Below are 13,099 nucleotides of genomic sequence, written 5' to 3'. Positions count from 1 at the left end.
AAAACTGCCTGAGTTTAGCCATTCATGAAACATCAGGCAGTTACCTCATTTTTTGAACATTTATCTCACCATTTCGGTGCAGAAATCCGTCATTTCGACCTCACTTATGCCGCGCTACTTCCACCAGACAGCTCATGGCGTTTGGCCCCTGTGTCAGCCGCGAGGTGCCGATGTCTAAGGTCAGCACGTTGGGGTTTCCCGCCTGCTCCGTCTCCTGCCACGGGCCGCCAAATCCCGGATCGAACCAGGCTCCGGTCGCCATCAGCACCACGCCGCGCGCAATACCTTCATTCAGCTCCACGCCCGCCAGACAGCTGCCCCGCGCGTTGAAAATTTTGACCTGATAACCCTTTTTCAACTGCCTCGCGGCGGCATCGGCGGGGTGCATCAGCAGCGTCTCTTTGCCTGCAGTCTTGTTGCTCTGCGCCAGAGGGGATTGATCCATCTGGCTGTGCAGACGATCTTTAGGCTGAATGGAAATCAGGTGCAGCGGCCAGGTTTTTGCCGTCTCCGACCCCAGCCATTCCACCGGCGGCCGCCATTCAGGATGGCCAGCGAAGTCGTCATAGCCATAACCGGCGATTTTCTCGGAGAAGAGCTCAATCTTGCCACTTTGCGTCGCCAGCGGGTTGGCGCGCGGGCTTTTGCGAAATTCTTCGAAAAACACATAATCCTGCTGCGGCATGGGCAGTTCGACCGAGCCGCGCTGCCAGAAAGTGTCGAAATCCGGCCATTGCGCTCCCGTCCCCTGCTGCGCCGCGCCGCACTGCTGGTAAATCTGCCTCAGCCAAGCATTCTCATCGCGCCCCAATGTAAATTGCTCGCGATAGCCCAAGCGTTCAGCCAAATCGGCGAAAATGTCGATGTCATTGCGCGCCTGATGCCGTGGCGCAATCGCCTGATGCATCGCCAGCACGTAGCGATCGCGCGAAGAGCCGCCAATGTCATTACGCTCAAGGGAAGTGGTGGCGGGAAGGACAATATCGGCCATGCGCGCCGCCGCGGTCCAGACGTTGTCCTGCACGATAATGGTATCCGGCCGCTGCCAGCCTTCTACCAGCCGATTCAGCTGCTGGTGATGGTGAAAGGGATTGCCGCCCGCCCAGTGCACCAGATGGATGTCGGGATAATGAGAGGTTTTGCCTTGAAACTCATAAGGCTGGCCCGGATTAAGCAACATGTCGCTGATGCGTGCCACGGGAATAGATAAGCCCGAGGGGTTCGGTCCGGTGCTGACGGCAGGCCCCGGCGTGTCGAAACGCGGGTTGCCGACGCCGTTCATTGAGCCGTGACCAAAGGAGAAACCGCCGCCCGGTAGCCCAACCTGTCCGAGCATCGCCGACAGGGCAATCATCATCCAATAAGGCTGCTCGCCGCGATGGGCGCGCTGCACCGAGTAGGCACAGGTAATGAAACTGCGCACGCCAATCAGCTGTTGCGCCAGTTTGGCGATGCACGCAGCGGGGATGCCAGTGATCTGGCTGGCCCACTCCGGCGTCTTCTCCACGCCGTCGCTTTTACCCTGTAAATAAGCCTCCAGCTGGGGATAGCCCACGCAGTGCGAGGCGAGGAAGGCATCATCCTGCGCGCCAAGCCTTTGAATTTCAAAAGCCAGCGCCATCATCAGCGCGGCGTCGGTGTTGGGCCGAATCGGGATCCACTCGGCGTTGGCAAACTCTGGGCAGTCATCGCGCATCGGGCTAATGTTGACGATCGGCGTGCCCTTTTTCGCCAGCTGCTCCAGCGCCGGTTTGAGAGTGTGCGCCACCGCCCCGCCCGACGCCACTTGGGCATTTTTCAGCGCTAAGCCGCCAAATGCCAGCAAGATCTCGGCATTATCCACCACGCTCGGCCAAGTCGTCACCCGGCCAGTAAGCGGCGTGAAGGTGCCGATAATGTAAGGCAGGAAGAATTGCGCCGTCCCCCAGCTGTAGTTCCCCTCCTGATCCACCCCGCCGCCGCCGGTAAAGTAGAAACGCCGCACCAGCGAACGCGCGTGGTGCAAACGCCCCGCCGACGACCAGCCGTAGGAGCCAGTGAAGATCCCCGCCGCGCCATATTTTTCCCGCACCCGGCGGTTCTCTTCCGCCACCAGATCCAGCGCCAGATCCCAATCCACTTCGACAAAGTCCTCCTTGCCCCGCAGCGCCCGGTTGCTGTGCTCACGCTTTTGCAGCCAAGAGCGCCGCACCGCCGGTTTGCGAATGCGTTTGTCGGAATAGACCAGAGGGATGATGGAGTCCAGCATTGGCGAGGGATCGCTGTCTGCGATGTGGGGTTCACAGCGGATCAGGCGTCCATCTTCAACAACGGCGGTGTAAGCCCCCCAGTGGGCCAACTGTGGGAATCGGCGAATAGTCATTAAGGGTTTCTGTCTCGGGAGTAGGAGTTTCAGGGGAAACATGCACTAGTTTGGCGTTCAGTTCAACGCCGAGAACTTTTTTGGGCGGCTGCCCAAGCCCGCCTTAAGGTCAAGACCGTGGGATCGCCGCCCACGGTCTTGACCTTGAAGTTGAATTTGCCCCGTCAACCTTTGACCCAGATCACATGCTTACCATCCCATGGCCTTGCGGCCCGAGTCATTTTCCGTAAAACTGATAGTGTAAGCGTTTACCCTCACACAAATTTTGGACGTGTAATGGCTACCATCAAAGATGTTGCAAGACTGGCGGGTGTTTCCGTCGCCACGGTTTCTCGCGTAATAAATCATTCGCCAAAGGCGAGTGACAGCTCGCGGGAGGCGGTGCTTAGCGCCATGCAACATTTGCAATATCATCCGAATGCCAATGCACGCGCCCTCGCACAGCAGTCTACGGAAACCCTTGGTCTGATCGTGGCCGATGTTTCTGACCCCTTCTTCGGCGCAATGGTGAAAGCCGTCGAGCAGGTGGCTTACGCCACCGGCAACTTCCTGCTGATTGGTAACGGTTACCATAATGTGGATAAAGAGCGTCAGGCGATTGAGCAACTGATTCGCCATCGCTGCGCGGCATTGGTGGTTCACGCCAAGATGCTGCCGGACGACGAGCTGCAAAGCTTAATGAAACAGATCCCCGGCATGGTGCTGATTAACCGAACCCTGGCAGGTTTCGAGCAGCGCTGCGTGGCGCTGGACGACCGCTACGGGGCATGGCTGGCGACCCGCCATCTGATTCAAAGCGGCCATCAGCGGATTGCGATTTTATGCTCCAACCACGGAATTTCGGACGCCAGCGATCGCCTACAGGGCTATCTGGACGCGCTGCAAGAACACAATATTCCGGTGGACGACAAACTGATTGCCTACGCCGAGCCGGACGAGATTGGCGGCGAGCAGGCGATGGCGGACTTACTGGGGCTGGGGCGCAGCTTCACGGCGGTGACTTGCTACAATGACTCGATGGCGGCAGGCGCGCTGTCGGTGCTGAGCGACAACAGCATTGATGTGCCGACAGATATTTCACTGGTCGGTTTCGACGATGTACTGATTTCCCGCTACCTGCGCCCGCGTTTAACCACGGTGAGATATCCGGTAGTGGCGATGGCCAATCAGGCGGCGCAGCTGGCATTAGCCTTAGCGAACAACCAGCCGCTGCCGGAAACCACCCACATGTTTAGCCCGACGCTGGTGCGCCGTCATTCCGTCACCAGCCCGGCGAGCTAAGCCTTAAATCAGCTCCAGCGCCAGCAATTCCTCAATGGTTTGGCGGCGGCGGATCAGGCGCGGTACGCCATTTTCAAACAACACTTCTGGTAACAGCGGGCGGCTGTTGTAGTTGGAAGACATGGACGCGCCGTAAGCGCCAGTGTCGTGGAACACCAGATAATCGCCGATTTCCACCTGTGGCAGCGCGAAGGTTTCTACCCCGCCCCCCGCCTGCTGGGTGAACACGTCGCCGGATTCACACAGCGGACCGGCGATCACTGAGTCAATCAGTGGCGCATTGCTGATGTCGCGGCCATCGGCGGGCAGCAGGGAAATATGGTGGTAGCTGCCGTACATCGCCGGGCGCATTAAATCGTTGAAACCGGCATCGCACAGCACGAAGTGGCGGCTGCCCATATTTTTGGCGGCACGCACCTGCGCCACCAGCACGCCGGATTCGGCCACCAGGAAGCGGCCCGGCTCAATTTCCAGATGAACGGCATGGCCCAGATGTGCAGCAATCTGCTCGCGGGCGCGGTTCCATAAGCCGTAATAATGCTCAGTATTGATGGCTTCTTCGCCGAAACGGTAAGGAATCGACAGGCCGCCACCGGCAGAAATGGCGTCAATATCATGCCCGGTTTCAATCACCTGACGCACCATGGCGTCGCACACTTGCTCCAGATGGCCGTAGTCCACGCCGGAGCCGATGTGCATATGAATGCCCACCAGCTTCAGGTCATAACGTTGAATCTCCGCCAGCGCCTGCGGCAAATCGCCGAACCAGATACCGTGTTTACTGTTCTCGCCGCCGGTGTTGGTTTTCTGGCTGTGGCCGTGACCAAAGCCCGGGTTAACGCGCAGCCAAACCGGGTGCCCGGCTTTCTGGCGGCCAATCTGCCCCAGCATATCAATAGAACCGGCGTTAACCGGAATATCCAGCTCGGTGACGCGGTCTAGCGTCGGCTGGTCCAGCACATCGGCGGTAAAGACAATTTCGCTGGCTTCGCGGCCCGGCTTAAAACCGGCCAGCAGCGCGCGCTCGATTTCCCCCAGAGAAACTGAGTCAACTTTCACGCCCTGCTCGCGCATCAGGCGCAGAATATGGATATTGGAGCACGCCTTCTGAGCAAAACGGATCACGTCGAACTGGCGCAGCTGGCTGATACGCTGAGTGATGATCTCGGCATCATAAGCCCATACCGGGCAGCCAAATTGTTGGGTCAGTGCCAGTAAATTAGCGGCGTTCAGAGCAGTAGAAGTGTCGTTTAAGGCGCGTGGCATACAAGATCCTGAATTCTGAAGAAGCGAAAGTTAACCTGAGTATCCCGCACTCGGCGACTGCTGAAAAATATCTATTTCGCACCACTCTATTCATTTATGATATGGATATTCCTCTCCCACGGAGAAGCCTATGCCCGCCATTTCCCTGCGTCATATCGAAATCTTTCACGCCGTGATGACCACCGGCAATTTGACCGAGGCCGCCGCGCTGCTCAACACCTCGCAGCCGACGGTGAGCCGAGAATTGGCACGCTGCGAAAAGCTGCTGAATCTACAACTTTTCGAACGTTTGCGCGGCCGCCTCTACCCGACGGTGCAGGGGCTGCGGCTGTTTGAGGAGGTTCAGCGTTCCTATTACGGGCTGGATCGTATCGTCAGCGCGGCGGAGGGCATTCGCCAGTTCGAGCAGGCGCAGCTCTCCATTGCCTGCCTGCCGGTGTTCAGCCAGTCGCTGCTGCCCGCCGTGTGTAAGCCTTTTCTGGATCGCTACCCTGACGTCAGTTTCAACATCGTGCCGCAGGAGTCGCCGCTGCTGGAAGAATGGCTTTCCGCGCAGCGCCACGACCTTGGGTTGACGGAGAATACCCATACGCCCGCGGGCACCGAGCGCCAGCCTTTGCTGACCTTAAACGAAGTGTGCGTGCTGCCCGCCGACCACCCGCTGGCGGCGAAAATGCGACTGACGCCGCAGGATTTCGCCGGGCAGAACTTCATCAGCCTGTCGGCGACTGACAGCTACCGCCAGCTGCTGGACGCGCTGTTTGGCGAGCATCAGGTGGCGCGCCGTCTGGTGCTGGAAACCCACAGCGCCGCCTCGGTGTGCAGCATGGTGCGCGAAGGGGTTGGGGTATCGATAGTCAACCCACTCACCGCGCTGGACTATGTGGAGCGCGGCAACAGCGGCATGGTGATCAGAGCGTTCAGCCTGCCGGTGCCCTTCACCGTCAGCCTGATCCGTCCGCTGCACCGCCCCGCCTCGGCGCTGGTTTCAACCTTTATCGAGCACTGTCATCAGCAGGCCCAGCGTTTTCCTCAGCGTTTACAGGCGGTAATGGCGCATGAATAAGGCGCAACCTTGACTTGTAAATGATAATCATTATCCATAACATGCTGACAACTTGTGATTTACCCGGTTATGGGATGATGAGGATCGTCATGAAAAAGTTACTGTTTTTAGCCACCTTGCTGCTGGTCGCCTGCGCCCAGCACCCGGCGTCGCCCAATTTGGCCTCCAGCAGCATTAAAGACCTGCATACCGGGGAAACCCTCACGCCGCAGCAGCTGTTGGCGCGACTGGCGAAACACCCACGGGTGATTGTCGGCGAGAAGCACGACAACCCGGCGCATCACCAGATTGAAGCCTGGCTGGTGGAAAACCTGCCCGACCAGCGCCCGCAGGGCAGCGTGCTGATGGAGATGCTAACGCCGAGCCAGCAACCCGCCGTCGAGAGCACCAAGCGGCTGTTGCAAACCCAGCCGGACCTGTCGGCGACGAAGGTAGCGGAACTGCTTAAATGGCAGAAAGGCTGGGATTGGTCGATGTACGGCCAAGTGGTAATGCCAGCAATCAAAGCCCCTTATCCGCTGCTGGCGGCGAATCTGGATCGCAGCGAAATCATGGCTTTCTACCAGAAACCGGCCTTCCCGGCGGGAGCCAACAGTGCGGACCCTAAAGTTAGAGAGGCCATCGCCGACACCATTCGCGTTTCGCATCAGCAGAATATCGAGCCGCAGCAGCTTCACGCCATGTTGGCAATCCAGCAACAGCGCGACCGCCGCATGGCTGAACGGCTGCTAGCCGCGCCAACGCCGGCTTTGCTGATCGTCGGTGGCTATCATGCCAAACGTAATGTCGGGGTGCCGGTGCATCTTCGCGATTTACAGCCTAAGGCGCAGGTGACGGTAGTCATGCTGGCGGAACAGGGGGCGGAAGTGGATAACCAGCAGGCGGATTATGTGTGGATAACCCCGGCGGCGGGTAAAAAGCAATAATAATAAGAAGAAAGAAGCCGCCCCCGGCCAGAGCCAGAGGGCGGTGAATGTCTTAAGCCAGCGCTTTTTCAGCTTTCTTCGCCGCGCGGCGGAAAGTGATAATACAGAGCACAAAGCCAACCAGCCCCAACGCCCCGGCCGCCAGCGGAACCGCCGTCAGACCCAGGCCACGAGCGATAACCGCGCCGCCTACCCAGGCCCCCAAGGCATTACCGACGTTAAAGGCGGCGATGTTGAGAGTCGACACCAGATTCGGCGCATTCTTGCCATAAGTCACCACGTTAATTTGCAGCGCAGGCACGGCGGCAAAGCTGACCATCGCCCAGAAGAACAGCGTCACTTCCGCCGCCAGCAGGTTCACGCTGGTCCAGCTAAACAGTGCCGAGAAGATGGCAATCAGCAAGAAGATCAGGGTCAGCGTAGCGCCTAAACGCCAGTCAGCCAGACGTCCGCCAAGCACGTTACCGATAGTCAGCCCCAGGCCGATCAGCAGCAGAGTCCAGCTCACGCCGTGCTCGGACACGCCGGTGATTTCCGTCAGCATCGGCGCAATATAGGTGAACAGGGCAAACATCGCGGCGGAGAAGAACACGGTGATCGACAGCGACAGCCACAGGCCCAAACCACGCAGCGCGCCCATCTCTTTGCGCAGGTCCGTCGGCTCTTCGTCTTTGGTGTCCGGCAGTTTTTTATAGAGTGCAAATAGCGACGCCACGCCGATAATTGCCACCGCCCAGAAGGTAGAACGCCAGCCGAGCGCCTGGCCCAGCGCGGTACCTAAAGGTACGCCCAGCACGTTCGCCAGCGTCAGGCCGGTAAACATCAGGGCCACGGCAGACGCGCGGCGGTTCGGCGCCACCAAATTGGCCGCCACCACGGCACCAATGCCGAAGAAGGCGCCGTGACACAGCGCCGTGATAACCCGCGCGAGCATGAGGAAGCCGTAGCTGTAAGAGAGCGCACACATCAGGTTGCCGAAGATGAAGATAGTCATCAGCAGCAACAGCGTTTTTTTACGCGGCAGTTTGGCGGTCAGCACGGCCATGATAGGCGCGCCGATGGCCACGCCCAGCGCGTAGCCACTGATAAGCCAACCCGCCAGCGGAATACTCACCTGTAAATCATTGGCCACATTGGGCAACAGCCCCATGATGACAAACTCAGTCGTGCCGATCGCAAATGCGCTCAGCGCCAGTGCCAGTAACGAAACAGGCATAGGAAACTCCCCATTAATTAATTATTTACCCAACGAACACCACTAAAGCGGGCTGACTCGTGCAGTCAGTCCGCGAAAAGTAAGCAAGAGATCAAGATATCAGGATGGTGAAACGGGCCGCTAAAACCCGTCGCAAAGTACATTGCTGCGTTAATTCATTTGTTAGCGCAATGTTGTATCTTGCCAACAGAAATACCACGCAGATCACACTTTTGACCAGTTAGCGGCCGAATCAACGGCACAAATTGTTAGGGAATAAGTGATAACTCACTGATAAATAATCAGTTAGAAGATGTGTGCAAATATTTCGAAAAATGGAGTTTAGGCCCCGGCCATGACCCAGCGAGGATTTCCGGCAAACCATGCCACCAGAAAATCCAGCAAGGCGCGCAATGCGGCTGGCATTTGGCGGCGCGACGCATAGATGGCGTAAATCCCCAAGGTTTGCGGTTGCCATTGCGGCAGCAGCGCCACCAACTGCCCGCTGGAAATTAGCGGCGCGGCGGAGTAGTAGGGTTGCATCACAATCCCTGCCCCCTCTACTGCCCCGCTCAGCAATACCTGCGACTCGTTGGCGCTAAGATTGCCACTCACCGGTATCGCCAGCTTTTCGCCTTGGCGCTCCAACTGCCACAGGCTTTTGCCGAAATAGCTGTAGGTCAGGCAGTTATGCAGCGCCAAATCCTCCGGCTTTTGCGGGGTGCCGTGGGCCGCCAGATAGGCAGGAGAGGCGCAGATCACCGAGGCACACTCGGCCAGCGGCCGGGCAATCAGGTTCGGATCGAGATCATTGGTAATGCGCAGCGCCAGATCGATTCGATCTTCCACCAGATTGATCGCCTTACTCTCCAGTTGCAGATCAATACTGACCTGCGGGTGTAGCCGCAAGAACTCGGTCACGGCGATCGCCACCGCCCCCTGCCCGAAAGACTGAGAGCAGCTCAGGCGCAGCAGGCCGCGCAGCGCGTCATCTTCGCTCTCCCCCGCGCAGGCCATTTCCGCCGCCACCGACAGCATTTTCCGGCAGCGCGCCAGCGTGTTCTCCCCGGCATCGGTCAGGCTGAGTTTGCGCGTGGTGCGGTGCAGCAGGCGCGCGCCGGACCACTTCTCCATTTCAGATAAATAGCGCGTGACCATCGCACGGGACATATCCAGCGATTCGGCGGCGCTGACCATGCTTCCCCGTTCAACAATGGCGACAAAGACTTCGGCTGCGGTGATCCTGTCCATATTATTCATCCGATTTATGCAATAAACAGTTGCGCATTATCCGGTTTTTCTCTCGATTTATGCAACGTAAAGTAGCGGCATTAACCCACATTATTTGGCGACAACGCCCAACCTCCGAGGACACATTATGCGCCTGAAAAAATTGGCTCTTACCGCCGCGCTGCTGCTGGGCACTAGCCTGACGGCTCGCGCTGCCGACATGAAAATGGACGTTTACAATCCGGGTCAAAACAGCATTTTTGCCGTTTCCTCAGAAATTGTCTCTGGCGAGAAAGACGCCGTGCTGATTGATGCCCAGTTCCAGCGCAACGATGCGCAGAAGCTGGTGGAGATGATCAAAGCCAGTGGCAAGAACCTCACCACTATTTACATCAGCCAGGCAGATCCTGATTTCTACTTCGGCCTGGATACCCTGCACGCCGCCTTCCCTAAGGCCAAAATCGTCGCCACTCAGGCGACAATTGATGAAATCAACGCCACCAAAGACGGCAAAGTGGCGTTTTGGGGCCCGCAGTTGAAAGACAACGCGCCAAAAACGGTGATTGTCCCTGAGCCGCTGAAAGGCAATTCTTTCGAGCTGGAAGGCAAAAAGTTTGAAATTAAAGGGCAAACTCCCGCCCGCACCTTTGTATGGATACCGGCGCTAAAAACCGTAGTCGGCGGCGTTATTGTGGATGGTAATACCCAGCATCTGTGGGTAGCAGATACACAAACGCCTGAATCACGCCAAGCCTGGATTGCCACGCTGGACCAGATCACGGCGTTGCAGCCAACTACGGTGGTGCCGGGCCACTTCCTGCCCGGTGCGGCACAGACGCTGAAGTCGGTCGAGTTCACCAAGCAGTATTTACAGACGTTGGAGAAAGAACTGCCAAAAGCCACGAATGCGGATGCGCTGGTGAAAGCCATGAAAGGACATTACCCGGCACTGAAAGGCGATGAGTCATTAGAAATGAGCGCCAAAGTGCTGAAAGGCGAAATGAAGTGGCCGCAGTAAAATAAGTCAATTTTTGCATAAAACGATTTGATGGGTCCTTAAAAGTGGACCCATTTTTTAACGTCATAACAAAACCCGGTTAATGAGCAATAATTAGCAGACTGATAAGAATACACCTCGAAAAATACTCAATAATCCTGTCACAATCTCCTTCTTAAGAATTTCCTCACACTATTAACGCCAATCGATAAATCTTCAATTTTCGAACAAATAGTTTTTACGGGACTATTTCTCCATAAATTTCCGCCAGTAAGGCAAATAGTGCTCTCTAAATAGAGAAAATTGGCTTTTTAGCGGCGTTGTCGGTTCTTCCAGCAGTATCTTCAGAAAACTCTTACTTCCAACCCTCAAATAACCAAACTCTAATTATCTTATTGTTTATTCTAACTATTTAATTAATTATGTTCAGTATTATCTTAATAACCAATCAATTCAAACGATCAGTGAAAGCATTTTAATCGTCAAAACCTATTAAAAGTAATCCCAAACATCGGGTTAAACGATTTGTTTCGAACTTTATATAATTTATATTGATTGTTAATTATTCATAAAAAACTCACCAACCTTTTGCGCAGAAAATTCTTTTCTGGGCTTATGCTTTATGCTTTTGGGTGGTTTTTTTCTCTGTGTGAATCGCCTTTTTGACTGGATTATTTGTGTTACATGGAAGGCTATCATGCCAAGAGTTATTATATGGAGTGAATGTCAATTCACTCAACTGGCGCTTGAGACACTTATTCTAAAGTTGCCTTTCCACGTTGATGTTTTAAATTTCCCACAAAATAAAAATAATATTATTTTCGACTCTTCTGACTATTTTATCCTTGACCCTTCACATAAAAGCTTCTCTCGATGCTATGAGTTTTTATTAGCGCATCACGAGAGAATGGATGATAACCGGATGATTTTTTACTCTGAGTCGCTGGACGCTACCATCATGTCCACGCTGCTGAAAAGAGGAATTCGTTCTTTTTCTAAAAACAACAACTTACAAGAGACGACCAGCCTCATTACCAAGTTTATCCTGCTAAAAGATATTTCAGACTTATGCGATCAGCACTTTCTGGTGATCACCAAAATGGAAATAAAGATTCTTTCTATGCTGGTATCAGGCGTTTCTATCCGCGATATCTCAATGATATTAAAAAGAAGCATCAAAACGGTCAGTGCACATAAATGCAATCTATTTAAAAAAATAGGCATAACGAATAATCAGGAACTATTCTTTCTCTTTAACCACAGCGTTGCGGATATGACTGCGCTCTAGAGCGATAGTCTGGCGATGTTGCAAATACCAGCCGCGATAAATATAGAGAAAGAAGAATGGACCCAGCTTCGGCGTCAGAATTCTATTTTGTTTTCGAGCCCATCGTCGACCCGGCAGGCAATGTGCTGGGTTTTGAAATGCTCACGCGGCAAAATTCGCTCAATGGGCCATGCCGAAGCATTGAACATCTATTTTCTCAGCTGCATCCTGAACACAAGTTCGATATTTTTTACACCCAATTGAATACGCTGAGCCATCAAGCGGAGTTCTTCTTAGAGCACCGGTTTAGCGTCTCTTTAAATGTGGATACGGAGATTGCCGAAGGCATCGTTCGCTCCGTGGCATTAACCAATAGACTCAAATCTATGGGTTTTATTCGTTTGGAGATCAACGAGCACTTCTCAGAACTCTTCCACCCAAGCCCCCAGCCTCTGCTCAGCAAGTTAGCCGCCTGCTGCCCACTTTGGCTCGATGACTTCAGCGCCGATCATCAACGCTTATCGCCCGTCATGCTCAACCAGTTTGAGTGCATTAAAGTGGATAAACATTTCTTTTGGCAGCATCAGGGCAGCGAGGAGCTGAAGTCGGTGATTCAGCAGCTAGGCCGCAGCTGTCAGGGCGTTATTGTCGAAGGGGTGGAAACCTCCGAGCAGCTCAGAGGTTTAAAATCACTGAATATCAAGGGGATGCAGGGTTATTTATGGCCTGCCAGATTCCAACATAATCTGCAAAGCAGAGTGAGTATCGACTGATTAAGGCTGTACGCGAACAAATGTCCCCGCAGCCTGCACGTTCATGCCAAAGCCACAGTCACCGTCGGTATGCAATTTGACAGTTTCTGGCGCGAATTCCATGCTCACTTTACACTCTCCGCCGCCCGCGTTCTGGTCATCTGCCTGATTGTAAACCGCTTTGCCGTCTTTCACGGCCGTTACCACCGAGAATTCGCCGGTATTCGGCCCGTAATAGAGCGACATCAGCCCCATGTACATGCCGCTGAAATCGATTTTAAACTGGGCTTCTTCCGCTTTGACATCCACTTCGTTCCAACTGCCGTAACCGGCATATTGCCAATACTGCCCGGCCACGCTGGGTGCCGCAGGCAAGGCATCGAGCTGGGGTTGGATTTGGCTAAGATTAAATTGTGATTTTTTATCATCCGGCGCCAGCATCAGCCAGGCTTTAGCTTTGCGATATTGCCCCTGACGGATATAGGTCAGCGCGATGTTGTTGTAGGCCGTGGCGATAGTGTCCTGCGGCTTGTGGCAAAACTCGCTCCAGGCCACCTGATCGCGGAATAGCTCGCGCGCTTTGTCATAAGCGCCTTGCTGATAAGAGACTTTCCCCGCCTCTGCGTAAATCCCTGCCTTCAGACAATCCTTTTCAATATCAGGCTCATCGATTTTCGCCAATACCTGAAGACTGACAGAACAGCCCGCCACCAGCAGCAAATTCAACCCCAATTTCATCGAACACCTTTTTCTTATA

At 54.9% G+C, this 13,099-nt stretch carries 11 protein-coding genes; 6 read left to right on the top strand and 5 right to left on the bottom strand.

Annotated features, from left to right (window positions below; translation table 11 throughout):
- Positions 1-100 precede the first annotated feature (100 nt).
- Positions 101-2,362 (bottom strand): molybdopterin guanine dinucleotide-containing S/N-oxide reductase, encoded by a 2,262-nt coding sequence (locus tag ACT3RR_RS09440; protein WP_496200174.1) that lies wholly within the window; start codon positions 2,360-2,362, stop codon positions 101-103.
- Between the two features lie 276 nt (positions 2,363-2,638).
- Between ACT3RR_RS09440 and galR the strand changes: the two genes are divergently transcribed.
- Positions 2,639-3,643, top strand: coding sequence for an HTH-type transcriptional regulator GalR (galR, locus tag ACT3RR_RS09435; RefSeq protein ID WP_353503277.1), 1,005 nt, complete (start codon positions 2,639-2,641; stop codon positions 3,641-3,643).
- A gap of 3 nt (positions 3,644-3,646) precedes the next feature.
- On the opposite strand, the gene lysA is transcribed toward galR, so the two are convergent.
- On the bottom strand, positions 3,647-4,909 hold the full coding sequence (gene lysA, locus ACT3RR_RS09430; protein WP_353503278.1) for a diaminopimelate decarboxylase: 1,263 nt from the start codon (positions 4,907-4,909) through the stop codon (positions 3,647-3,649).
- Between the two features lie 130 nt (positions 4,910-5,039).
- Here lysA and ACT3RR_RS09425 point away from each other — a divergent pair, with 130 nt between their 5' ends.
- Both ACT3RR_RS09425 and ACT3RR_RS09420 read left to right on the top strand, forming a co-directional pair.
- Positions 5,040-5,975 (top strand): LysR family transcriptional regulator, encoded by a 936-nt coding sequence (locus ACT3RR_RS09425; protein WP_496200173.1) that lies wholly within the window; start codon positions 5,040-5,042, stop codon positions 5,973-5,975.
- An 89-nt stretch (positions 5,976-6,064) separates the two neighbouring features.
- Positions 6,065-6,901, top strand: coding sequence for a ChaN family lipoprotein (locus ACT3RR_RS09420; RefSeq protein WP_353503280.1), 837 nt, complete (start codon positions 6,065-6,067; stop codon positions 6,899-6,901).
- Positions 6,902-6,953: 52 nt separating this feature from the next.
- On the opposite strand, the gene ACT3RR_RS09415 is transcribed toward ACT3RR_RS09420, so the two are convergent.
- Both ACT3RR_RS09415 and ACT3RR_RS09410 read right to left on the bottom strand, forming a co-directional pair.
- On the bottom strand, positions 6,954-8,117 hold the full coding sequence (locus ACT3RR_RS09415) for an MFS transporter (protein WP_396131450.1): 1,164 nt from the start codon (positions 8,115-8,117) through the stop codon (positions 6,954-6,956).
- Positions 8,118-8,438: 321 nt separating this feature from the next.
- Complete coding sequence (locus ACT3RR_RS09410) at positions 8,439-9,347, bottom strand: LysR family transcriptional regulator (protein ID WP_485904014.1); 909 nt, start codon at positions 9,345-9,347, stop codon at positions 8,439-8,441.
- Between the two features lie 127 nt (positions 9,348-9,474).
- Here ACT3RR_RS09410 and ACT3RR_RS09405 point away from each other — a divergent pair, with 127 nt between their 5' ends.
- The 3 genes from ACT3RR_RS09405 (at position 9,475) to ACT3RR_RS09395 (ending at position 12,363) form a co-directional block, all read left to right on the top strand.
- Positions 9,475-10,344: an MBL fold metallo-hydrolase gene (locus ACT3RR_RS09405; RefSeq protein ID WP_496200172.1), complete on the top strand. Its 870-nt coding sequence runs from the start codon at positions 9,475-9,477 to the stop codon at positions 10,342-10,344.
- Positions 10,345-11,020: 676 nt separating this feature from the next.
- Positions 11,021-11,611 (top strand): helix-turn-helix domain-containing protein, encoded by a 591-nt coding sequence (locus tag ACT3RR_RS09400; protein ID WP_353503284.1) that lies wholly within the window; start codon positions 11,021-11,023, stop codon positions 11,609-11,611.
- 56 nt (positions 11,612-11,667) lie between these two features.
- The gene (locus ACT3RR_RS09395; RefSeq protein WP_353503285.1) at positions 11,668-12,363 is read left to right on the top strand and encodes an EAL domain-containing protein; all 696 of its coding nucleotides are present in this window, start codon (positions 11,668-11,670) and stop codon (positions 12,361-12,363) included.
- Here the strand turns inward: ACT3RR_RS09395 and ACT3RR_RS09390 are convergent, their stop codons facing one another.
- Positions 12,364-13,080 (bottom strand): tetratricopeptide repeat protein, encoded by a 717-nt coding sequence (locus ACT3RR_RS09390; protein ID WP_496200171.1) that lies wholly within the window; start codon positions 13,078-13,080, stop codon positions 12,364-12,366.
- Positions 13,081-13,099 lie beyond the last annotated feature (19 nt).

Origin of the sequence: Ewingella sp. AOP8-B2-18, assembly GCF_052376015.1 — a bacterium.
Taxonomy (GTDB): Bacteria; Pseudomonadota; Gammaproteobacteria; order Enterobacterales; family Enterobacteriaceae; genus Ewingella; species Ewingella allii.
Note: the sequence above shows the minus strand (reverse complement) of the source record. Positions and strands in the feature narration are given on the sequence as shown.

What these genes read in the sequence shown, in the direction of transcription:
- ACT3RR_RS09395 (WP_353503285.1), top strand. Translation starts at nt 11,668, where the DNA reads ATGGACCCAGCTTCGGCGTCAGAATTCTATTTTGTTTTCGAGCCCATC.
- galR (WP_353503277.1), top strand. Translation starts at nt 2,639, where the DNA reads ATGGCTACCATCAAAGATGTTGCAAGACTGGCGGGTGTTTCCGTCGCC.
- ACT3RR_RS09405 (WP_496200172.1), top strand. Translation starts at nt 9,475, where the DNA reads ATGCGCCTGAAAAAATTGGCTCTTACCGCCGCGCTGCTGCTGGGCACT.
- lysA (WP_353503278.1), bottom strand. Translation starts at nt 4,909, where the DNA reads ATGCCACGCGCCTTAAACGACACTTCTACTGCTCTGAACGCCGCTAAT.
- ACT3RR_RS09425 (WP_496200173.1), top strand. Translation starts at nt 5,040, where the DNA reads ATGCCCGCCATTTCCCTGCGTCATATCGAAATCTTTCACGCCGTGATG.
- ACT3RR_RS09410 (WP_485904014.1), bottom strand. Translation starts at nt 9,347, where the DNA reads ATGGACAGGATCACCGCAGCCGAAGTCTTTGTCGCCATTGTTGAACGG.
- ACT3RR_RS09390 (WP_496200171.1), bottom strand. Translation starts at nt 13,080, where the DNA reads ATGAAATTGGGGTTGAATTTGCTGCTGGTGGCGGGCTGTTCTGTCAGT.
- ACT3RR_RS09420 (WP_353503280.1), top strand. Translation starts at nt 6,065, where the DNA reads ATGAAAAAGTTACTGTTTTTAGCCACCTTGCTGCTGGTCGCCTGCGCC.
- ACT3RR_RS09440 (WP_496200174.1), bottom strand. Translation starts at nt 2,362, where the DNA reads ATGACTATTCGCCGATTCCCACAGTTGGCCCACTGGGGGGCTTACACC.
- ACT3RR_RS09415 (WP_396131450.1), bottom strand. Translation starts at nt 8,117, where the DNA reads ATGCCTGTTTCGTTACTGGCACTGGCGCTGAGCGCATTTGCGATCGGC.
- ACT3RR_RS09400 (WP_353503284.1), top strand. Translation starts at nt 11,021, where the DNA reads ATGCCAAGAGTTATTATATGGAGTGAATGTCAATTCACTCAACTGGCG.